At 63.8% G+C, this 21,531-nt stretch carries 16 protein-coding genes; 9 read left to right on the forward strand and 7 right to left on the reverse strand.

Translation table 11 applies throughout. The features are described from left to right. Positions 1-26: 26 nt before the first annotated feature. The 3 genes from O9Z70_RS00225 to O9Z70_RS00235 are packed head-to-tail and all read right to left on the reverse strand — an operon-like array spanning position 27 to position 3,013. On the reverse strand, positions 27-494 hold the full coding sequence (locus tag O9Z70_RS00225; protein ID WP_286020507.1) for an HPr kinase/phosphorylase: 468 nt from the start codon (positions 492-494) through the stop codon (positions 27-29). Positions 495-503: 9 nt separating this feature from the next. Further along, complete coding sequence (locus tag O9Z70_RS00230; protein ID WP_286020508.1) at positions 504-2,288, reverse strand: sensor histidine kinase; 1,785 nt, start codon at positions 2,286-2,288, stop codon at positions 504-506. Between the two features lie 8 nt (positions 2,289-2,296). Beyond that, positions 2,297-3,013 (reverse strand): response regulator transcription factor, encoded by a 717-nt coding sequence (locus O9Z70_RS00235; protein ID WP_286020509.1) that lies wholly within the window; start codon positions 3,011-3,013, stop codon positions 2,297-2,299. Between the two features lie 252 nt (positions 3,014-3,265). On the opposite strand from O9Z70_RS00235, the gene pckA reads away from it, so the two are divergent. Further along, positions 3,266-4,858 (forward strand): phosphoenolpyruvate carboxykinase (ATP), encoded by a 1,593-nt coding sequence (gene pckA, locus O9Z70_RS00240; protein WP_286020510.1) that lies wholly within the window; start codon positions 3,266-3,268, stop codon positions 4,856-4,858. 63 nt (positions 4,859-4,921) lie between these two features. Here the strand turns inward: pckA and O9Z70_RS00245 are convergent, their stop codons facing one another. Both O9Z70_RS00245 and O9Z70_RS00250 read right to left on the reverse strand, forming a co-directional pair. Next, positions 4,922-5,812: a cell wall hydrolase gene (locus O9Z70_RS00245; protein ID WP_286020511.1), complete on the reverse strand. Its 891-nt coding sequence runs from the start codon at positions 5,810-5,812 to the stop codon at positions 4,922-4,924. Between the two features lie 286 nt (positions 5,813-6,098). Further along, positions 6,099-6,782, reverse strand: a complete 684-nt coding sequence (locus tag O9Z70_RS00250) for an HAD family hydrolase (RefSeq protein ID WP_286020512.1) — start codon at positions 6,780-6,782, stop codon at positions 6,099-6,101. A 104-nt stretch (positions 6,783-6,886) separates the two neighbouring features. On the opposite strand from O9Z70_RS00250, the gene O9Z70_RS00255 reads away from it, so the two are divergent. Continuing rightward, positions 6,887-8,296, forward strand: a complete 1,410-nt coding sequence (locus O9Z70_RS00255; RefSeq protein WP_286020513.1) for a protein adenylyltransferase SelO — start codon at positions 6,887-6,889, stop codon at positions 8,294-8,296. 47 nt (positions 8,297-8,343) lie between these two features. Next, positions 8,344-8,898 carry a gamma carbonic anhydrase family protein gene (locus O9Z70_RS00260; protein ID WP_286020514.1) on the forward strand — a complete coding sequence of 185 codons (555 nt, stop codon included), beginning with the start codon at positions 8,344-8,346 and terminating at the stop codon, positions 8,896-8,898. A 43-nt stretch (positions 8,899-8,941) separates the two neighbouring features. Here O9Z70_RS00260 and O9Z70_RS00265 read toward each other — a convergent pair whose 3' ends face one another. Next, positions 8,942-10,354 carry a helix-turn-helix domain-containing protein gene (locus O9Z70_RS00265; RefSeq protein ID WP_286020515.1) on the reverse strand — a complete coding sequence of 471 codons (1,413 nt, stop codon included), beginning with the start codon at positions 10,352-10,354 and terminating at the stop codon, positions 8,942-8,944. A 123-nt stretch (positions 10,355-10,477) separates the two neighbouring features. Here O9Z70_RS00265 and O9Z70_RS00270 point away from each other — a divergent pair, with 123 nt between their 5' ends. From O9Z70_RS00270 to O9Z70_RS00290, 5 genes are all read left to right on the forward strand, one after another. Continuing rightward, positions 10,478-12,010 (forward strand): acyl-CoA carboxylase subunit beta, encoded by a 1,533-nt coding sequence (locus tag O9Z70_RS00270; RefSeq protein ID WP_286020516.1) that lies wholly within the window; start codon positions 10,478-10,480, stop codon positions 12,008-12,010. A gap of 249 nt (positions 12,011-12,259) precedes the next feature. Beyond that, a complete protein-coding gene (locus tag O9Z70_RS00275) occupies positions 12,260-14,242 on the forward strand; it encodes an acetyl-CoA carboxylase biotin carboxylase subunit (RefSeq protein WP_286020517.1) in 1,983 nt (660 codons plus the stop codon). Positions 14,243-14,296: 54 nt separating this feature from the next. Next, positions 14,297-16,411, forward strand: coding sequence for a methylmalonyl-CoA mutase (gene scpA, locus O9Z70_RS00280; protein ID WP_286020518.1), 2,115 nt, complete (start codon positions 14,297-14,299; stop codon positions 16,409-16,411). Continuing rightward, positions 16,408-16,818: a methylmalonyl-CoA epimerase gene (mce, locus tag O9Z70_RS00285; RefSeq protein ID WP_286020519.1), complete on the forward strand. Its 411-nt coding sequence runs from the start codon at positions 16,408-16,410 to the stop codon at positions 16,816-16,818. Before scpA ends, mce begins: the two co-directional genes overlap by 4 nt. A 128-nt stretch (positions 16,819-16,946) precedes the next feature. Further along, positions 16,947-19,604 (forward strand): bifunctional diguanylate cyclase/phosphodiesterase, encoded by a 2,658-nt coding sequence (locus O9Z70_RS00290; protein WP_286020520.1) that lies wholly within the window; start codon positions 16,947-16,949, stop codon positions 19,602-19,604. A gap of 15 nt (positions 19,605-19,619) precedes the next feature. Here O9Z70_RS00290 and O9Z70_RS00295 read toward each other — a convergent pair whose 3' ends face one another. Beyond that, positions 19,620-20,345 carry an SIMPL domain-containing protein gene (locus tag O9Z70_RS00295; RefSeq protein WP_286020521.1) on the reverse strand — a complete coding sequence of 242 codons (726 nt, stop codon included), beginning with the start codon at positions 20,343-20,345 and terminating at the stop codon, positions 19,620-19,622. An 81-nt stretch (positions 20,346-20,426) separates the two neighbouring features. Between O9Z70_RS00295 and O9Z70_RS00300 the strand changes: the two genes are divergently transcribed. Then, positions 20,427-21,461 (forward strand): Gfo/Idh/MocA family protein, encoded by a 1,035-nt coding sequence (locus O9Z70_RS00300; protein ID WP_286020522.1) that lies wholly within the window; start codon positions 20,427-20,429, stop codon positions 21,459-21,461. Positions 21,462-21,531: the final 70 nt, after the last annotated feature.

Below are 21,531 nucleotides of genomic sequence, written 5' to 3' on the forward strand. Positions count from 1 at the left end.
GGTGCCGCGTTGCAAGCGATAAATTATCACGTTGTGGAAGGTTGCTGGCTGGCGCGCACCGCCTCGACCACCAGCAATTCCTGGTGGCCCAGGCTCACCACCCCGGCGCGGGGCACCGGGGCGCGCGGCAGGACATGGCCGAACAGCTCGGTTTGCAGCTCCTCTTCCTCCACCAGCCGGATCAATTCCGGCACCAGGTCGATGACCAGATGCAGCTTGGCGCTTTCCCGATGCGGGCGGCTGACAATGCCGCGCCCCCGCAATTCGATCAGCCCGGCCAGACTGGGCGGCGCCAGCATGGTCAGCGATTCGCCGTCATTGCTGATATCGACCCGGTCGTCGGCGACCAGGAAGGCGGGCTGGCCCCGGCCCTCCCACCGGTCCAGAAGCGCCATGGACAGGACGGATTTTCCGGCGCCGGAGGGGCCGCGCAACAGAATACCGATTTCACCCAGGACGAGGCCGGTCCCGTGCACATTTTTTGGCTTGCTCATGACCAGAGCTTATTTCCGGGCTCGCGGCAGCACAATTGTAAAAACCGCCCCGGAACGATCCGTGCGGTTGTCGGCGCGGATCGTGCCCTTATGGGCGTCGACGATCTGCTTGGAAATCGACAGCCCCAGGCCGGAATGATTGCCGAAACTCTCATTGTCCGGCCTATCGGTATAGAAGCGCTGGAAGATGCGGCCGGCGTCGCCGGCAATGCCCGGGCCTTCGTCGCTGACGGTGACGGTGATGGCCTCGCCCTCGGTGGCGACGGCGACGGTCACCGTGCCGCCTTCGGGCGAGAAGGACACCGCATTGTCGATCAGATTGGCGAAGACCTGGGCCAGGCGGCTTTCATGGCCCTTGACCATGGTGGTGCCCCGCCCGAGCCGCTTGCCCATCGCCACCGCCACGTCGCGCCCGGCGGCGACGTCCTTCTGGATGGCGACCATGGCCTCGGCCAGCTTTTCCACATCGACCAGTTCGACGCTTTCGCGGGCCAGTTCGGCATCGAGCCGGCTGGCGCTGGAAATATCGGTGATCAGGCGGTCGAGCCGCCTGACATCGTGCTGGATGATGTCGTTGAGCCGCTCGCGATCCTCGGCCTTTTTGGCCAGGGGCAGGGTTTCCACCGCCGAGCGCAGCGAGGTCAGAGGGTTCTTCAATTCATGGGCGACATCGGCGGCGAAGCGTTCGATAGCCTCGATCCGGTTGTAGAGCGCATCGGTCATGCGGCGCAGCGCCCCGGACAGATGCCCGATCTCGTCGGGGCGGTCGGTCAGGTCGGGAATTTCCGCCCGCGCATCGCCGCCCGTCTGTACCCGTTCAGCGGCCGCCGAAAGACGCCGCATCGGCCCGGCAATGGTGCCGGCCAGCAAGAGGGACAGCACGATCTGCACGCCGGCGGCGATCAGCGCGATGCGCAGCAGGCCCCAGCGCTCCTGGGCCACCACCGAATCGATGTCGCCCGGCGCGGTCGAGAGCAGGATGGCCCCGACAATGGCGCGCAGGCGCTGCACCGGCACCGCCACCGACACCACCAATTGCCCCTGCTTGTCCACCCGCACGAAATCGGCCGGCGCGCCCTGAAGCGCCGAGGCAACTTCGGGATAACGGGTGCCTTCATCGGCCTGATATTCCCGATAGGTGGGATAATTATCGCCCGGCGCCCACGAAACCAGCGCGTTCCACCAATCGGTGAGGAAGAAGCGCGGCCGCGTCGTGTCGATGGCCTGCCGCAGCACTTCGCCACGGGCATAGATATTGTCGCTGTCCAGGATCAGCAGGCCGCCCTGGTCATAGATGCGGGCGCGGGTGCGGGTAGGGGTGATGAGGTTGCGCAGCAGCGGCGCCACCCGTTCGGGATTGATGGGAAATTCCAGCGTCGGATCGTAGTAGAATAGCGGAGAGACATTGCCCCCCTGCGTGTCGAGCAGCCGGTCGGGATTGATGGAGATGATGTCGCTGTCCACCGTGGCCGAGGCGGCGATGGCCGCGGCGATGATCTCGCCCTGCACCCGCAGCGATTGCACCCGCGCATCGATCAGGCCGGCCCGCCATTGATTGAGATAGAGGATGCCCACGACCAGCACCAGCAGCCCCGCCATGTTGAGCACGACGATGCGGCGGGTCAGGCTGGAAAAGATGGCGAAATCGATAAAGCGCCTCACCGACCTGAAGAGCTTGGCGATGGGGCGCAGCAACAGACGGCGCTTGGTCCGGCCGGAGGGTTTGGGCGCTCCGGCCGGCTTCCCGTCATCCACGGGGCCGGGATCGTCGAACTGCGGATCGAGCGTGGCCAAGGCCTGCCTTATTGCTCCTTGAAGCGATAGCCGACGCCGTACAGCGTTTCGATCATCTCGAAATCGTCGTCCGTCGCCTTGAACTTCTTGCGCAGCCGCTTGATGTGGCTGTCGATGGTGCGGTCGTCGACATAGACCTGGTCGTCATAGGCGGCGTCCATCAGCGCATTGCGCGACTTGACCACGCCGGGGCGCAGCGCCAAAGCCTGCAGGATCAGGAATTCGGTGACGGTCAGGGTGACGCGCTGTCCTTTCCAGGTGCAGGTATGGCGTTCCTCGTCCATGACCAGCGCCCCGCGTTCGATCAGCGCCTTGCTGGGGGTCGGTTCGGCGCCGCCATTGCCGCTGCCGGCGCCATCGCGGGGGGCGGAGCGGCGCAGGATCGCCTTGACCCGCTCCACCAGCAGGCGCTGGCTGAAGGGCTTGGTGATGAAATCGTCGGCGCCCATTTTGAGCCCGAACAATTCGTCGATCTCTTCATCCTTGGAGGTGAGGAAAATCACCGGCACATCGGATTTCTGCCGCAGGCGGCGGAGCAGTTCCATGCCGTCCATGCGCGGCATCTTGATGTCGAGAATGGCTAGGTCCGGCTTGTCGGTGGTCAGGCCTTCGAGGCCGGAGGCGCCGTCGGTATAGGTGGCTACCTGATAACCCTCGGCTTCCAGGGTCAGGGAGACGGAGGTGAGAATATTGCGGTCGTCGTCCACCAGGGCGATCTTTGGCATGTTCTGCCTTTCTCTTCGTGACGCTGTCGTTTAATGAGGCGATCCCCTCGGGGCCGCAATTGGTGCGAACGTTCAAGCGACAATTACGCATTAAATAAGGCGGGGCCAAGTCTTGTGCCAGGGGTCGTCTTAGCCGAAAGGCGATGCAACTTCTGTCTTAAGACCCATTTGGGGATGGTTCGAGCCCGGTGCCGGCTCCTATTTTGCCCGCCATTGGCCGCCCAGGGATGAGGCGGCGCAGTGGAGGTCACTATGACTGCGTTCGATCACCATATTCTTCGAACCGGACTTGCCGGCGCTGCCGCGCCGCTCGACGCCAACGCCAATGCCCCCGCTCTGGTTGCGGCGGCTATCGGCCAGGGCGGCGGGGTTCTGACGGCGGATGGGGCGCTTTCCGTCACCACCGGCGCCTTCACGGGCCGCTCGCCCCGGGACAAGTTCATCGTCCGCGATGCGCTGACCGAGGACCAGGTATGGTGGGACAATTCCGGTGCCATGAGCCCGGCCCATTTCGACCTTCTGCTGGCCGATATCAAGACCCATCTCGCCGGCCAGAAACTGTTCCGCCAGGATCTGCTCGCCGGGGCAGATCCGCGCCATCAATATGATGTCAGCGTGTTCACCCCCAGCGCCTGGCACGCTCTGTTCATCCGCAACCTGCTCATAAGGCGCGGCGAAGCCGTTCCGGCCGGCGCCGATACGGCCGCGGTCACCATCCTGCATGCACCGCTTCTGCAAGCCGACCCCGCCCGCCATGGCTGCCGCACCGGCACGGCGATCGCGCTCGACATGAGCCGCAACATCGTGCTCATCGCCGGTACGCTCTATGCCGGCGAGATCAAGAAATCGGTGTTCTCGCTGTTCAATTTCCACGCGCCCGCCCAAAACGTGCTGCCCATGCATTGCTCGGCCAATCTGGGGCCGGATGGCGAGACGGCTTTGTTCTTCGGGCTGTCGGGCACCGGCAAGACCACGCTCTCCAACGACCCCGCCCGTCCGCTGATCGGCGACGACGAGCACGGCTGGAGCGCGGATGGCGTCTTCAACCTCGAAGGGGGGTGCTACGCCAAGACTGTCAAGCTTTCGGCCAGTGCCGAGCCGGAGATTTTCGCAGCAACGCGCCGTTTCGGCACGGTTCTGGAAAATGTCGTGCTCGATGCTAACAATGTGCCAGCGTTCGACGACATAACGCTAACCGAAAACACACGCGCCGCCTATCCGATCGACGTGCTTCCCTCCATCGTCAGGGGCGGAATTGGCGGCGTGCCGAAGAGCGTCGTCTTTCTCACCGCCGACGCGTTCGGCGTGCTGCCGCCGCTGGCCCGGCTGACCCCGGAACAGGCGGTCTATCACTTCCTGTCGGGCTATACGGCCAAGGTCGCGGGCACCGAACGCGGCGTCACCGAGCCGCAAGCGACATTCTCCGCCTGTTTCGGCGCGCCCTTTATGCCTTTGCATCCAAGCGTTTACGGCGCGATGCTGGCCGAGCGGCTGCGCGCCAGCGGTGCGCAGGCCTGGCTGCTCAATACCGGCTGGACCGGCGGCGGCTACGGAACCGGCAAGCGCATCGACATCGCCTCGACCCGGCGCCTGCTGAATGCCGCGCTCGACGGGGTGCTCGACAAGGCCGATATGCGTCTCGACCCGCTATTCGGCTTCGAAGTGCCGCTGAACGTGCCCGGCGTCGACGAGCGCCTGCTCGATCCAAGGCAGACTTGGGAAAATGCCGACGAATATGACGTTCAATCTGCAAAATTGGTCGGTCTTTTCCGCAGCAATTTCAATAAGTTCGGTCCCGAAGCCAATGCCGAGGCCGGCCCGCGCCTGCAAATGGCGGCGGAGTGATTGGCTCCTCAGTCATGGAACAAAGGGCGCTTATGGCGCCCTTTTTCATGCCTGAAAAATCACTCAGTTCGGCGAATAGAAGATATGGGAATCCACCGCCGCGACGCGCGAATAGGTGTGGGACCAGGACGGAGCAACGGCGCGCGTGTGATAATACAGCGCCGAGCCGGGCAACACGCCGATCTCCTTGCCGGTGGCGAATTCGGCATAGACCTGCTTGGCCAATTCCTTCGAACTGGCCCAGGCGCGGCGCTCGCCGGGCGTATCGTTACGGCCGTCGCAGGCAAAGGTGAACTGGCAGCGATAAAGGCCCCGATTGGCGTTCTGATAAATGACGCCGCACAGCGAATCGGGGAACTTGCTCGACCGGGCGCGGTTGACGATCACATTGGCGACGGCCAATTGCCCCTTGGCGCTTTCCCCGCGGGCTTCGTGATAGATGGCCTGGGCCAGGCAATCGCGCTCGGCATTGGCGGTTTCGATGCGCTTGGCCATCGGCTGGTAATCGGTCTCGACATAGGCAGCCAGCATGTGGGACGTCACCGAAGCCTGCGGGCGCGGGGCCGGCTCGGTGAAGCTGGCAATGGCCGAAAGCGCGTTATTGCCACCGAAAGAGGCGTGGCTGATATAGCCCATCAACAGATCCTGCGTGAGCTCGGGCCGCGGTCCGGCCAAGGTCACGTCGACGGCGCGCAGGGCCTGCTGGCGCTGGGCGTAATTGGCGAGCAGTTCCGGTGTCAGCGCCAGCTCCTCTGGCGCCAAAGGCACCAGGGTCGGCCCGAGGGCCGGCTGCGCCCGCAATGCGGCGACAGCTTCGGGCACCGGTAGGGGTAGAGCGATATTGGTGTCGGCATGGGCCGGAGAAAGGGTGACGAACAGCACCAAGGCGGCGGCGCACAGCGCCAATATTGGCGAAAGGGCGCGCGCGATAATCTGCTGCCGGTCCGATCTCAATGCCCCGTCCTTACTCGTGAGTCCTGCCGGCCATATCCGGCGGACCTTCTTTTCCAGGGGCCAAGGGCGCCCTGTTGCTTCCCGGCGGCACACTAACCAAGGCGTGGCCAGGATGGAAGCCAGAATTTACGGCTGGTTAACCATAAACTTTAGCAACTTAAGGCAGGGTTAATGGAGGCGGGCTCTGGAAGAAACCCTTGATTTCAAAGGATTTTAGACGTGCTGAACCGAACCTTGCCCGATTGGATAAGATTTTATCCATTAGCGCGGATGGTTAATCGGGTCCTCAGCGGCGCGGAAAAGCCGCCTGGTGCACATGCATCAGGCTCTGGGTGACGAGGATACCCAAAGCCTCGATTTCGGCATTGGGGCTCACCAGATCGGGCACCATGACGGTCTGCATGCCCGCCGCATGGGCGGCGTGCACGCCGGCATGACTGTCTTCCAGCGCCAGGCAAAGGGCGGGCTCGATCCCGAGGCGTTTGGCGGCGGTGAGATAAGGTTCGGGATGCGGCTTGGGATGAACCACATCGTCCCGCGTCACCACGGTTTCGAACAGCTCCAGCAGGCCGGCGGCGTTCAAATGGTGTTCGGCGTGCGGATTGCGCGAGGAGGTGGCGACGGCGACGGGGATGCCGCGGTCCCGCAATTCCACGATGAAATCCCGTGCCCCCGGCTTGACGGGCACGCCGGCATGGCTGCGCTCGCGCATGATGACGCGGCATTTCTCGTCGAACAGCGAATAGGGAAAGGCGACGCCATAGGCTTCGATCAGCAGCCGATTGGTGTGTTCATGGCTGGAGCCGACCATGGAGCGGTGGACATCGTCGGTCATCTCGAAGCCGAGCTCGGTGCAGACATCATAGACGATGTCGCGGAACACCGCCTCGGTATCGAGCAGCGTACCATCCATATCGAAAATGGCGGCCTGGAAGGGGCGAAGGGGGAGAATGTCGGAAAGAATAGTCATTTTCGAACATATAGGCCCGTTCCGCGATATTCGCCAGACCGGGCAGAGCAAGGCGGCCTTGCAAGGGCGACGAACCTGCGGCCTCGTGCTAGCGTTTAGCGATCATGTCTGATTTTCGCCCCACAAGCCGCCATGAGGAACTGGGCAACGCTTTCTTCGATCGCGTCGCCCCGGCCGATTTCCCCAAAACCATACTCCGCCACCGCGACCGGCGCTGGGCGAAGCGCCTCGGCCTGGACGCGCTCAGCGACAGCCAATGGCTGAGCCATTTCGGCCGTTTCGAACCTCTGCCCGGCTCGCTGCCGCAGCCCCTTTCCCTGCGCTATCACGGCCATCAATTCCGCAGCTACAATGCCGATCTGGGCGACGGACGCGGGTTTCTCTTTGCCCAATGTATCGACCCCGAAGATGGTCGTCTGCTCGATTTCGGCACCAAGGGCAGCGGCAAGACGCCATGGTCGCGCGGCGGCGACGGGCGGCTGACGCTCAAGGGCGGGATGCGCGAAGTCCTCGCCACCGAGATGCTCGAGGCGCTGGGCGTCTATACGTCCAAGAGCTTTGCGCTGGTCGAGACCGGCGAGCAGCTCTGGCGCGGCGACGAACCCTCGCCGACCCGCTCCGCCGTATTGACGCGGCTGAGCCACAGCCATATCCGCATCGGCACCTTCCAGCGGCTGGCCTATCTGGAGGACAAGGACAATCTGGCGCTGCTGGTCGATTATTGCATCGCCAATTATTATCCCGAACTGGCGACAGCCGAGGACAGGGCCGCGGCGTTCCTCGAGGCCGTCACCGTCAATGTCGCCCGGCTCGGCGCACAGTGGATCGCCGCGGGCTTCGTGCATGGCGTGCTCAACACCGACAATATCAACATTACCGGCGAGAGCTTCGATTACGGCCCCTGGCGGTTCCTGCCGCATTACGATCCCGGCTTTACCGCCGCCTATTTCGACGAGACCGGGCTCTATGCCTTTGGCCGGCAACCGGACACCCTCGCCTGGAACCTGACGCGGCTGGCCGAATGCCTTTTGCCGCTCTCCTCGATCGAGAAGCTGGAGCCGGCGCTCAACCTTGTCTGGCCGGCTTTCCGGGAGCAATTGCCGATCCAGATGCTGCGACGGCTTGGTTTGGTGCCGCGCGGGGTCGAGGAGGATAGCGCCTTCGTCACCGCCCTGTTCGGCTTTCTCTCCCACAGCCGGGCGCCTTACGAGCAATTCTTCTTCGATTGGCGCGGCGGCGCGCTGAGCACCGAACGGGCGGCAGCCAGCCCCTCGGCCGAACATTATGCCGGCGAAGCCTTCCGTCCGGTTGCCGATCTGCTGGAGGCCTATGCGCCGTCAGGCGACGTCAATCTGGACCATGCCTATTTCGCCCACGCCCGCCCGCGCACCATGCTGATCGACGAGGTGGAAGCCATCTGGGCGCCGATTGCCGAAAGCGATGACTGGGCCTCGTTCGAAAGCACTCTTTCCGAAATCGCCCAAATGCGCCATGCCTATGGAATATTGCCCTGACATTGTCTTGGCCGGATGACGGTGATGGCGAAACGGAGACCGAACACATGCCGATCTATTCGCTCAATGGCGTTGCGCCGCAGATCGATCCGGAAGTGGGCTTCATCGCCCCCAACGCCGTGCTGGTCGGCGACGTGGTGATCGGCTCGGAAGTCGGCATCTGGTTCGGGGTGGTGGCGCGGGGCGATATCGAGCGCATCGCCATCGGCGCCCGCACCAATGTGCAGGAAAATTGCGTGCTCCACACCGATAAAGGCTATCCGCTGGTGATCGGGGACAATGTCACCATCGGCCATGGCGCCATCGTGCATGGCTGCACCATTGGCGACAACAGCCTGATCGGCATGGGGGCCACCGTACTCAATGGCGCAAAAATCGGCCGGAACTGCCTGATCGGCGCCAATGCGCTGGTAACCGAGAACAAGGTCATCCCCGACAATAGCTTGGTCATGGGCGCGCCGGCCAAGGTGGTGCGGGAAATCGACGAAGACGGCGTCACGGCGCTGGCCGCTTCGGCCGAGCGCTATGTCCAGAACGCCCGGCGCTTCGCTGCAGGCATGAAGCCGGTGGATGGCGGCGAACCGGCTTTCGATCCGGCTTAACCCGTTTCACGTGATAGACCGCTTCCATCAAACCATAAACACTCTAGCCAATCTCGTATGGCACCACACTGCGCCGATCCGGCGGCACCGAGATCGCCGCCGCCAGGGGCGGCACGGCGCGTTGCGGGCAATTGCGCCGCTCGCAGATGCGGCAGGATATGCCGATAGGCTCGAAGCTGGCTTTGCCGATATCGAGATCGTCGGCATAGATCAGGCGGCCGGCATGGCTGATTTCGCAGCCCAGCGCATAGGCATAGCGGCGCGTAGTGCCGCGATAGCCGCCCATGCGCTTTTCACTCGACCAGGCCAGGCAGAGATAGCTCTTGCCATCCGGCGTCTCGGCCAATTGCCGGATGATCTGCCCATGCGCCTCGAAGGCGCGGTGAACGTTCCATAGCGGGCAGGCGCCGCCGAAACGGGCGAATTGCAAGGCCGTGGCCGAATGGCGCTTGGTGATGGTGCCCGCCGCGTCGACCCGCGCGAAGAAGAAGGGCACGCCGCGCTCGCGCGGGCGTTGCATGGTGGAGAGGCGATGCGCCACCTGTTCGAGACTGGCGCCGAAGACACGGGCCAGTTCCTCGATGTCGAAGCGGTAGCCATCGGCGGCCCTGAGAAAGGCGCCATAGGGCATTTGTAGCGCCCCGGCGAAATAATTGGTGAGGCCCATGCGGGCAATGGCGCGGGCCTCTTGCGCCTTGAAGCTGGCGCCGTCCAGCAAGCTGTCGAGCAGGGTCGCCTGTTCGAGCCCGCCCAGCACATTGGCGATGCGGAAGAACTGGCTGGAGGGTTCGAGATGCTCGTTGACCCACAGCGTGCGGTTGACCCGGTCGAATTCCACCAGCCTTTCGCCGCTGGCCGGCGGGCTCATGACGACGCGGATATTGTGCATTTCCGCACAATAATCGATCAGCCGCCGCAGCCGATAAGGCCCGAACGCCCCCAATTCGTCCGCCATGGTCTCGGCGGCGCGGTCCAGCGGGTCGATGTAATTGTCGGCATAGTGGAAGAAGTCGCGCACTTCCTCATAGGCCGTCGTCACCCCGCTCTGCGGGTCGCGTGACAGGGCGGCATCCATGCCGGCGAGACGCTCATTGGTTTTTCGATAGGCTTCATAGAGCGCCAGCACCGCCCGGGCCATGTCCGGCGCATTGCTGGCGACGCTTTTCAATTCCTGCAGATTGGGCACTGCCTCCCCGAAGACCGGATCGGCCAGAGCCTCGCGCAGATCGACCGCCAGCCGGTCCGAGGCATCGGTAGCGAGGTTGGTGAGATCGAGATTGAAGTTTTCGGCCAGCGCCAGCATCACCGAGGCGGTCAGCGGCCGCTGATTGGATTCGAGCTGGTTGACATAGGAGGCGGAAATATCCAGCCGCGCCGCCAGTTCCGCCTGGGTCAATTTATGCAGCGCGCGCAGCGCCCGCAGCCGCGCGCCGGCAAAGACCTTTCTGGGAGCCAAGATTACAAATCCACAAAATTACAACAATGCCGCTGTGTGATTGTAACAGACTCGCCCTTTCCTGTCTTGGGCCATCGGGCAAGGAACGCTAGTCTGCAAGGACGCAGAACCGGGAGGCCGCCCATGCAGGACATCATTTCCGCCCTCGAGAACAAGCGCGCCGAAGCGCGGCTAGGCGGCGGGCAGCGGCGCATCGATATTCAGCATGGCAAGGGCAAGCTCACCGCGCGCGAGCGGCTCGACGTGCTGCTCGATCCCGGTTCTTTCGAAGAATACGACATGTTCGTCACCCATCGGGCCACCGATTTCGGCATGGCCGAGACGATCATTCCCGGCGATGGCGTGGTCACCGGCTGGGGCACGATCGACGGGCGGCTGGTCTATGTGTTTTCGCAGGACTTCACCGTTTTCGGCGGTTCGCTCAGCGAAACCCACGCCAAGAAGATCTGCAAGATCATGGACCTGGCCATGCAGAACGGCGCGCCGGTAATCGGGCTCAACGATAGCGGCGGCGCCCGCATCCAGGAAGGCGTCGCGTCGCTGGGCGGTTATGCCGATGTGTTCTGGCGCAATGTGCAGGCCTCGGGCGCGGTGCCGCAGATTTCGGTGATCATGGGTCCCTGCGCCGGCGGCGCGGTCTATTCGCCAGCCATGACCGACTTCATCTATATGGTCGAGGATTCGAGCTATATGTTCGTCACCGGACCGGATGTGGTCAAGACCGTCACCAATGAAAGCGTCACCCAGGAAGAATTGGGCGGCGCGTCCACCCATACCAAAATCTCCTCGGTGGCCGATGCGGCCTTCGCCAATGACATCGAGACGCTGCTGGAAGTGCGGCGGCTGTTCTCCTATCTACCGCCCGCCGCCGGCCAAAAATCGCCGCGCCTTCCCACCCACGATCCCGTCGACAGGCGCGACGACAAGCTCGACACCATCATTCCCGATAGCGCCAACAAGCCCTATGACATGCGCGAGGTCATCGAGACCGTCGCCGACGAAAGCGAGTTCCTCGAAATCCAGAAGGATCATGCCGGCAATATCCTGGTCGGCTTCATCCGGCTCGACGGCCATAGCGTCGGCGTCGTCGCCAATCAGCCGCTGATGCTGGCGGGGTGTCTCGACATCAATGCCTCAAAAAAGGCGGCGCGCTTCATCCGCTTCTGCGATGCTTTCGACATCCCCATCCTGACCTTTGTCGACGTGCCCGGCTTCCTGCCCGGCGTGGCCCAGGAATATGGCGGCATCATCAAGCATGGTGCCAAGCTCTTGTTCGCCTATTCCGAGGCCAGCGTACCGCTGGTCACCGTCATCACGCGGAAAGCCTATGGCGGGGCCTATGACGTCATGGCGAGCAAGCACATCAAGGCCGATGTGAACTATGCCTGGCCATCGGCCGAAATCGCCGTCATGGGGGCCAAGGGCGCGACGGAAATCCTCTATCGCTCGGAACTGGGCGACAAGGAGAAGATCGCCCAGCGCACCGCCGATTACGAAGCGCGCTTCGCCAATCCCTTCGTCGCCGCCGAGCGCGGCTTCATCGACGACGTCATCATGCCCCACGGCACCAGACGCCGCGTCATCCGCGCCTTCTCGACCCTCAGGCACAAATCCGTGCAGGGTCCGAAGAAGAAGCATAACAATATTCCGCTGTGAGAGGGCAGGTATGGGTGAGTTCTGGGTCTATGAAAACTGGACGCATAAGCGGGCGCGGGTTCATCTGGCCCATTGCTCGTTCTGCAATCATGGCCGCGGGCATCAGGCTGGTACGGGAGAAAGGAACGGAAAATGGCATGGGCCTTACGATGACGGCGAGACCGCCAGCCGGCGCGCTGTGATGACCGGACATGCGGATATGGCAGGTTGCGGCCATTGTGGCGCGACATTCTCGTCGGGCAGGACCATATGACCATCACCAAACTTCTCATCGCCAATCGCGGCGAAATTGCCTGCCGGGTCATCAAGACCGCCAAGCGCATGGGCATGGCCACGGTGGCGGTCTATTCCGATGCCGATAAGGAAGCGCTGCATGTGCGCATGGCCGACGAGGCGGTGCATATCGGCGCCTCGCCGGTCAAGGATTCCTATCTCCGGATCGACAGGATCATCGCCGCTTGTAAGCAGACCGGCGCCGAGGCCGTGCATCCCGGCTATGGTTTCCTCTCCGAAAACGCCCCCTTTGCCGCGGCTCTGGAGCAGGAGGGTATCATCTTTGTCGGCCCGCCGCCCAAAGCCATCGAGGCCATGGGCGACAAGATCACCAGTAAAAAACTTGCCGCCGAGGCCGGCGTTTCCACGGTGCCCGGCCATATGGGCCTGATCGAAGACGCCGAACACGCCGTCAAAATTGCCAGATCAGTCGGCTATCCGGTGATGATCAAGGCTTCGGCCGGCGGCGGCGGCAAGGGCATGCGCATTGCCTGGAACGATGCCGAGGCGCGCGAGGGCTTCGAGCGCTCCAAATCCGAGGCGGCTTCCTCCTTTGGCGACGATCACATCTTCATCGAGAAATTCGTCACCGAGCCGCGCCATATCGAAATCCAGCTGATCGCCGACGCCCATGGCAATGTGTTCTATCTGCATGAGCGCGAATGCTCGATCCAGCGCCGCAACCAGAAGGTGATCGAGGAAGCGCCCTCGCCTTTCCTCGACGAGGCGACGCGCAAGGCCATGGGCGAGCAAGCGGTGGCGCTGGCCAGGGCGGTCGGCTATCGCAGCGCCGGGACGGTGGAATTCATCGTCGACAGGGACAAGAAGTTCTATTTCCTCGAAATGAATACCCGCCTCCAGGTCGAACATCCCGTGACCGAACTGATCACCGGGCTGGACCTGGTGGAATTGATGCTGCGCGTCGCCAATGGCGAACAGCTGCCGCTGAACCAGAGCCAGGTGCAGCGCCATGGCTGGGCCATCGAGAGTCGGCTCTATGCCGAGGATCCCTATCGCAATTTCCTGCCCTCGACGGGCCGGCTGACCCGCTATCGCCCGCCCGAGGAAAGCGCCGGCGACGATCTGGTGGTGCGCAACGATACCGGCGTGTTCGAGGGCGGCGAGATTTCCACCTTCTACGATCCGATGATCGCCAAGCTGTGCATCTGGGCGCCGACGCGGCTGGCGGCCATCGACGCCATGGGACTGGCGCTGGATTCTTTCGAGGTCGAAGGCGTCGGCAACAATTTGCCGTTCCTCTCCACGGTGATGGAACAGCAGCGGTTTCGCGACGGGCGCCTGACCACCGGCTATATCGCCGAGGAATTCCCCGAGGGCTTTGCGGGCGCCGAACTCAACGACATGCACCATTTCGACGTCAGCGCCGCCGCCGCTTTGCTGATGGCGCGCCGCGAGCAGCGCCGCGGCGGCACCGAGGCGGAAAGCCGATGGCATGTGCAGGTGGGCGACAGGGCCGAAACGGTCGTGCTCCACCAGAAGGGGCTCGAAAGCGTCGTCGATCTGGGCTGGCGCAGCGAGGCGGCGCATCTGCACTGGCAGCCCGGCGATAATCTGGCCCGCATCGATTGGTCCGGCGGCCGCCATGCGGTGCTCAAGGTCAACCCTACCACGTCCGGCTTCCGCATCCGCTATCGCGGCGCCGATCTCACAATCGTGGTGCTGCGGCCCCATATCGCGCAATATCTCAAGCATATGCCGGTCAAGGTGCCGCCGGACATGAGCCGCTTCCTGCTCTGCCCCATGCCGGGCCAGGTGGTGCGGATCGACGTCGCCGAGGGCGATGTGGTCGAGGACGGACAGACCCTGGCGGTGGTCGAAGCCATGAAGATGGAAAACGTCCTCAAGGCGGAAAAACGGGCCCGGGTCACCAAGGTGCATGTCGTGCCCGGCGCGGTGCTGGCGGTGGACCAGGTGATGATCGAATTCGAGGCGGCGTAATGGGTTTTGAACCGAAGTTTTGCGCCTTGACGACACCGAGTGAGGGGATGGCCCATGCCCGCTGATTTTGCCGCCTGGGCCGCCCTCGCCCAGAAGGAACTCCGCGACACGCCGCTATCGGCGCTCGACCGCGATTATGGCGGCATCAAAGTCAGCCCGGTCTATCTCGGCGGTGATGGCGAAATCCCCGGCATCGAACCGTTCACCCGCGGCGTGCGGGCCACCATGTACGCCAATCGCCCCTGGACCATCCGCCAATATGCCGGCTTCTCCACCGCGCGCGAATCCAATGAATTTTACCGGCAGGCGCTGGAAAAGGGCCAAAAGGGCCTGTCGGTCGCCTTCGACCTCGCCACCCATCGCGGCTATGACAGCGACCATCCGCGCGTGATGGGCGATGTCGGCAAGGCCGGTGTCGCCATCGATTCGGTGGAAGACATGAAGGTGCTGTTCGATACCATTCCGCTCGACAAGATGAGCGTGTCGATGACCATGAACGGGGCGGTTATTCCGGTGCTGGCCATGTTCATCGTCGCCGCCGAGGAGCAGGGCGTCCGCCAGGACCAGTTGGAAGGGACCATCCAGAACGACATCCTCAAAGAGTTCATGGTCCGCAATACCTATATCTATCCGCCCGAGCCCTCGATGCGCATTGTCGGCGACATCATCGCCCATACGGCGCGCCACATGCCGAAATTCAATTCGATCTCGATCTCGGGCTATCATATGCACGAGGCCGGGGCGACGGCGGTGCAGGAGCTGGCCTATACCTTGGCCGACGGCATGGATTATGTCCGCGCCGCCCAGCGCCGGGGCCTCGATATCGACACTTTTGCCGGCCGCCTCTCGTTCTTTTTCGGCATCGGCATGAACTTCTTCCTCGAAGTCGCCAAGCTGCGCGCCGCCCGGAAATTGTGGAGCGAGATCATGACCGATCTCGGCGCCAGGGATGCGCGCTCCAAGATGCTGCGCACCCATTGCCAGACCTCGGGCGTGTCGCTGACCGAGCAGGACCCGCACAACAATATCGTGCGCACCACTATCGAGGCCCTGGCCGCCACGCTGGGCGGCACGCAGAGCCTGCATACCAACAGCTTCGATGAAGCCATTGCGCTGCCCACCGAGTTTTCCAGTCGCATCGCCCGCAATACCCAGTTGATCCTCCAGCATGAAAGCCGCATCACCGATGTGGTCGATCCGCTGGGCGGCTCCTATTTCGTCGAAGCGCTGACCGCCGAGCTGGTCGACGGCGCCAGGGCGCTGATCGCGGAAGCCGAGGCAGAAGGCGGGATGACCGCCTTCGTGCAGTCCGGCGGGCCGAAAATGGCCATCGAGGAAGCCGCTGCCCTGCGGCAGGCTCGCATCGATCGCGGCGAGGATGTCATTGTCGGCGTCAATCGCTACCGGCTCGATGCCGAAGACGGTATCGAGGTGCGCCAGATCGACAATGCGAAGGTTCGCGCCGAGCAGATCGCCCAGCTCGAACGCATAAGGGCGACGCGCGACGAGGCCAAATGCCAGTCCATGCTGGCGGCCTTGCGCGAATTCGCCGCCAAGGACGAGGGCAATCTGCTCGAAGCCGCCATTGAGGCGGCGCGGGCCCGGGCCAGCCTGGGCGAGATCAGTCAGGCCCTGGAAGATGTATTCGGCCGCCACCGCGCCGTCACCAGGGTCATTTCCGGCGTCTATTCGGGCGGTTATGGCGATGATCCGCAACTCAAATCCGTTTCCGACCGCATCGCTGCCTTCAAGGCGGCGCGCGGCCGGGCGCCGGCCATCTTCATCGCCAAGATGGGCCAGGATGGTCATGATCGGGGCGCCAAGATCATCGCTTCGGCTTTCGCCGATCTCGGCTTTGCCGTGCATATGGGCGATCTGTTCGAGACCGCCCCGGAAGTCGCCGCCCATGCCGATGAATTCAAGGTCGATGCGGTTGGCGTGTCCTCGCTGGCGGCGGGGCATAAGACGCTGGTGCCCGAATTGATCGAGGCGCTCAGGGCGCGCGGGCTGGGCGACGTCACCGTGGTGGTGGGCGGGGTGATCCCCGAGCCCGATTATGATTTCCTCTACGAAGCCGGCATTGCCGCCATTTTTGGGCCGGGAACCAATGTGCTCGACGCCGCTTTTTCGGTGCTGAACGAGATCGAGGGAAGGCTTTCCAATCGATGATCGGGCGTCTCAACCACATCGCCATCGCCGTGCCCGACCTGGCCGCCGCCACCGCGAAATATCGCGACCAGCTGGGCGCGCAAGTGGGCGTGCCACAGCCCCTGCCCGAGCATGGGGTGACCGTGGTGTTCATCGATACCGGCAATACCAAGATCGAGCTGCTCGAAATTCTGGGCGAGAATTCGCCTATCGCCCCGTTCCTCGAGAAGAATCCGAGCGGCGGGATGCATCATGTCTGTTTTGAGGTACCCGATCTCGCCGCCAGCGTGGCGCAATTGCGGGCCAGCGGCGCTCGGGTGCTGGGCGATGGCGCACCGAAAATCGGGGCGCATGGCCGGCCCGTCGTCTTCCTGCATCCCAAGGATTTCGACGGCACGCTGATCGAGCTGGAAGAAGTCGGAGAATAATGCGTGCGGCATTTGCTTGGCGTTTACCACAAAGCCACTTGGCCGCGCCGATAAGGCTCTCGTCAATTCCTGGCCGCTAGCATCTGTTCGAGAATAAGCAGAGCGCATCCGCTCGAACAGGCGTCAGAATGACCGAGGCCAGCAGCGAGACACATCGCGGGGACTGGCGGCGCACCATGCTGGTGCCCGTGCTTCTGGCGCTGGGCGTCATCCTGATCGCTGGCATCCTGCTCGACCGCCAGAACCTGCAGATCGCCGAAAGCCGCCTGCGCGCCGAGACGCTGGCGGAGATTTCGGTGATCCGCGCCAAGCTGGAAGGCCATCTCGCCAGCAATGTGCAATTGGTCAGGGGGCTGGTGGCCACCATCAGCACCGAGCCGGACATGGATCAGGCCCGCTACAATGCGCTGGCGCGCAATCTCTTCGAAAAAAGCAGCCAATTGCGCTCGGTGGCCGCAGCGCCCGACCTCGTCATCCGCATGACCTATCCGCTGGCCGGCAATGAGGCTGCGATCGGCCTCGACTACCGCAATAATCCCGAACAATGGGCGGCGGTCGAACAGGTGCTGGTCACCAACCAGCTCAACATTGCCGGGCCGGTCGATCTGGTCCAGGGCGGGCTGGGCTTTGTCGGTCGCTTTCCCGTCCATGTCGGGGAAGGCGCATCCCGGCATTTCTGGGGCCTGGTCGCGGCCGTGGTCGATGCCGAGCAACTCTATGCCGATAGCGGTCTCACCGATCCGGCCCAGGCCTTGACGATTTCCATCACCGGCCATGACGGCACCGGCGGCAATGGCCGGCGCTTTTTCGGCCCCGATCTCACGGATGCCCGCCCTGTGCTGGCCGATGTGGTCCTGCCCGCAGGCACCTGGCAGATCGCCGCCATTCCCCTGGAAGGCTGGGCGCCCAATTCCGCCAGCATCTGGGCGCTGCGCGGCGTGATCCTGGCCGCCGGGGTGCTGATCCTGTTCCCGATAGCGGTCACCGCCCGCATGGTCAGCCAGCGGCATGATTATATCCGCACCCTGGGCGCCCGCGAGGCGGAACTGGCCAAGCTGACGCGGCGGCTCAATCTGGCGCTCGACGTCTCCAAGGTCGGTGTGTGGGAGATGGATGTGGCCACCGGCATCGAGACCTGGGACCATCGCACAAGGGAATTATACGGCTTCCCCGAATGCAATGCGCCGCCCAGCCATGAGCTTTGGCGCGGCGCCGTACATCCCGAGGACCGCGACCGCGCCGAGAGCGATTTCCGCAGCATGATCGGCAAGGGTCGCTATGAATCGGATTATCGCGTCGTGCTGCCGGACGGCGCCATACGCCATGTGCGTTCGGTGGCGGCGCTGTTCGCCGAGCCGGGCCAGGCCGAGAAGGTGATCGGCGTCAATTGGGACATGACGCCCGACGTCCTGCTGAACGAGGATTTGCGGCTCGCCAAGCGCCAGGCCGAGGCCCGGGCCAGCGAATTGGAGGCGGCGCGCATCCGCATCGAGCACAATGCGCTGCATGACAGCCTGACCGGCCTGCCCAATCGCCGCTATCTCGACGAGGTGCTGCAACGCCATGCCGAGGACGGCTATTTCGGCAGTGGCTCCATCGCCCTGCTGCATATCGACCTCGACCGCTTCAAGCAGATCAACGACACGCTGGGCCATGCGGCGGGCGACGCCATGCTGATCCATGCCAGCAAGGTGCTGCGCGCCAATTGCCTCAAGACCGATTTCGTCGCCCGTATCGGCGGGGATGAATTCGTCATCGTCTCCAGCGCCGGCGCCGCCGACCGGCAATTGCACCTGATGGCCGATCGCATCGTCAAGGAAATGCGCAAGCCTGCCGTGCATGAGGGCCATGAATGCCGCTTCGGCGTCAGCATCGGCGTAGCGGTGAGCCGGGCGGCGAGCATCGACGTCAAGCAATTGCTGATCAATGCCGATATTGCGCTCTACCGCGCCAAGGGGCGGGGCCGGAACCGGCACGAATTCTTCTCCGAGGCGCTCCAGGCCGAGGTCGTCCATACCAAGAGGGTGGCCGACGAGATATTGGCGGCGCTCGACGCCGATGCCTTCATCGCCCATTACCAGCCGCAATTCGACGCCCATAGCCTCGACCTGGTCGGGGTGGAGGCGCTGGTGCGCTGGCGGCATGGCGAGGGCCTCAAGGCGCCGGACAGCTTCATGGCGATTGCCGAGGAACTCAATGTCATGGCCCAGATCGACCAGATCGTCCTGGAACGGACGCTGGCTGACCTGCGCCAATGGGACGCCAAGGGTCTCGTCGTGCCGCGCGCCTCGGTGAATGTCTCGCTGCGGCGCCTGCATGACGAGGGGCTGATCGCCAGCCTCAAGGCGCTGGACCTGCCGCCCGGACGGCTGGCCTTCGAATTGGTGGAATCGATCTATCTGGACGAGAGCGATGGCCTGGTCGCCTGGAATATCGACCAGATCAAGGAATTGGGCATCGACGTGGAAATCGACGATTTCGGCACCGGCTATGCCTCCATCGTGTCATTGCAGAAGCTGCATCCGCGTCGCCTCAAGATCGACCGGCAATTGGTCAATCCGATCATCAACGAGCCGGCGCAGCGCCAGCTGGTCGCCTCCATCGTCGATATCGGCAAATCCATGGATATCGAGATCGTCGCCGAGGGCGTCGAAACCATGGAGCATGCCCATATCCTGCGCGATCTGGGCTGCGACATCCTGCAAGGCTATGCCTTTGCCCGGCCGATGAGCGCTATGGCGTTCGAGATCTTCATGGCCGAGCAGGCCTGGCGCCGCGCCGGTTAGGGCGCGGCTGGTCGCCTAATCCACCAGGAAATAGGTGATGGTCGTCACCACGCGGACCTTCTTGTCGATCTGCTTTTCCGGGCGATCGTTGGGAATGTCGACGGCGGGCAGGATTTCGAACACCCCCTGATTGGCCGTCTGGATATCACCCACCAGCGCGCCGGATTCGGTGGCGAATTGCTCGGCGGTTTCGCGGGCACGCTGGGTTGCCTCGGTCAGCATCGCACTCTTGTGCTCGTTGATATCGGTGAAGACGAAGGAGGCCCCGGCGCTATAGGCATCCGAGGAGAACACCACGCCCTGCCGCAACAGGTCCGCCACCGAACGGCTGGCATCGGCGAGGTCGGTGACCCGGTCGGTGGTCACCAGCATGTCCTCGGTCAGCACGAAGCGATATTCGTCATTCATGGACGAGGCGTTGTAGCCGGCCGCCCGATCCTCGACGAGTACGTTCTGCACCTGGATTTCGCCTTCGGCGAAGCCGCGATCGGCGAGGAAGTCGCGCACCGCCTGTTCGGAGCGTTCAAGGCTGGCCCGGGCCGCTTCCAGGGTCGGACCGGTGGCGACGAAGCGGATGGGCCAGAAGCCCAGATCGGCCTGCACGGCCCGCTCGGAAAGCCCCTTGACGGTCACCGTGCGCAGCGGCTGGCGGCTCTCGACCAAGGAGGTGCCGACGAACCAGCCGGCCAGGGCAATTCCCGCGGCCACCAAAAGCGCTGCAACAACACCGATGAATTTCATGCTAATTCCCTCATGACGCCCGGTTCGGGAGATGGAGCGCCGCGATCATGGCGCGATAATGGCATAGGAGGATGCGGCTGAATGGCGGATGAACAGGCAAGGCTGGGACTGGGCGTGGTCGGCGCGGGCATGGCGGCAAAGCCCCATGCACAGGCGCTGGATGCATTGCGGGACCGGATCGATGTGCGCGGCGTCTGGCGGCGCAATGGCCAGGAATTGCAGCGCTTCTGCGCCGAATACGATTTCCCCGCCGCCGAGAGCTACGAGGCGCTGCTGGCCGATCCGGCGATCGACGCCATTCTCGTGCTCACCCCGCCCAATGCCCGCGAGGACATCGTGGCGGCGGCGGCCGGGGCGGGCAAGCATGTGCTGATGGAAAAGCCGGTGGAGCGCTCGACCCAGGCGGCCGAGCGCATCGTCACCCTCTGCGACCAGGCCGGCGTGACCCTGGGCATCATCTTCCAGCACCGCTTTCGCGCCGCCTCCCAGGCCCTGGCGGCCAAGATCCGAAGCGGCGAGCTGGGCCGGCTGCATGTCATGCATCTGGTCGTGCCCTGGTGGCGCCCGCAAGAGGGCTATTACGACCGGCCCGGGCGCGGCACCCTGGCTCAGGATGGCGGCGGCGTACTCATCACCCAGGCGATTCATTCGCTGGACCTGATGCTGAGCCTGGCCGGACCGGTCGAGGCGGTTACCGCCCTGGCGGCGACCACCGGCCTGCACCGGATGGAAGCAGAAGATTTCGTCGCCGGCGGCCTCGAATTCGCCAATGGCGCGGTGGGCGGGCTGATGGCGACGACCGCCAATTTCCCCGGCGGCGCCGAGACCATGACGCTCAATTTCGACCGGGCCAGCGCCATTCTGGCCGGCGGCAATCTGACCCTTAACTGGATGGACGGCCGCAGCGAAACCATCGGCGAGACCAGCAGCGGCGGCGGCGGCGCCGATCCGATGGCCTTCCCCTTCGACTGGCACATGGCCCAGATCGTCGATTTCGCCGATGCCGTGCAGCAGGACCGCCAGCCCGTCTCGACCGGCCACACGGCCCTGGCCGTACACCGGCTGATCGACGCGCTGATCCGGTCGGGCAAGGAAGGGCGCCGGATCGAGGTTTAGGCGCGTTCCCACCCATCCTGCGCCGGAGCCTCATTGCCGGCGCAGGAGCGATTTTGCCTGCGGCGGGGCG

It is taken from the genome of Devosia sp. YIM 151766 (assembly GCF_030285925.1).
In the GTDB taxonomy this organism is placed as follows: Bacteria; Pseudomonadota; Alphaproteobacteria; order Rhizobiales; family Devosiaceae; genus Devosia.

Excerpts from the sequence above, each read along its gene's own strand:
- O9Z70_RS00260 (WP_286020514.1), top strand. The coding sequence starts at position 8,344 with ATGCCGATCTATTCGCTCAATGGCGTTGCGCCGCAGATCGATCCGGAA.
- O9Z70_RS00300 (WP_286020522.1), top strand. The coding sequence starts at position 20,427 with ATGGCGGATGAACAGGCAAGGCTGGGACTGGGCGTGGTCGGCGCGGGC.
- O9Z70_RS00235 (WP_286020509.1), bottom strand. The coding sequence starts at position 3,013 with ATGCCAAAGATCGCCCTGGTGGACGACGACCGCAATATTCTCACCTCC.
- O9Z70_RS00250 (WP_286020512.1), bottom strand. The coding sequence starts at position 6,782 with ATGACTATTCTTTCCGACATTCTCCCCCTTCGCCCCTTCCAGGCCGCC.
- scpA (WP_286020518.1), top strand. The coding sequence starts at position 14,297 with ATGCCCGCTGATTTTGCCGCCTGGGCCGCCCTCGCCCAGAAGGAACTC.
- O9Z70_RS00275 (WP_286020517.1), top strand. The coding sequence starts at position 12,260 with ATGACCATCACCAAACTTCTCATCGCCAATCGCGGCGAAATTGCCTGC.
- mce (WP_286020519.1), top strand. The coding sequence starts at position 16,408 with ATGATCGGGCGTCTCAACCACATCGCCATCGCCGTGCCCGACCTGGCC.
- O9Z70_RS00255 (WP_286020513.1), top strand. The coding sequence starts at position 6,887 with ATGTCTGATTTTCGCCCCACAAGCCGCCATGAGGAACTGGGCAACGCT.
- O9Z70_RS00270 (WP_286020516.1), top strand. The coding sequence starts at position 10,478 with ATGCAGGACATCATTTCCGCCCTCGAGAACAAGCGCGCCGAAGCGCGG.
- O9Z70_RS00295 (WP_286020521.1), bottom strand. The coding sequence starts at position 20,345 with ATGAAATTCATCGGTGTTGTTGCAGCGCTTTTGGTGGCCGCGGGAATT.
- pckA (WP_286020510.1), top strand. The coding sequence starts at position 3,266 with ATGACTGCGTTCGATCACCATATTCTTCGAACCGGACTTGCCGGCGCT.
- O9Z70_RS00225 (WP_286020507.1), bottom strand. The coding sequence starts at position 494 with ATGAGCAAGCCAAAAAATGTGCACGGGACCGGCCTCGTCCTGGGTGAA.
- O9Z70_RS00290 (WP_286020520.1), top strand. The coding sequence starts at position 16,947 with ATGACCGAGGCCAGCAGCGAGACACATCGCGGGGACTGGCGGCGCACC.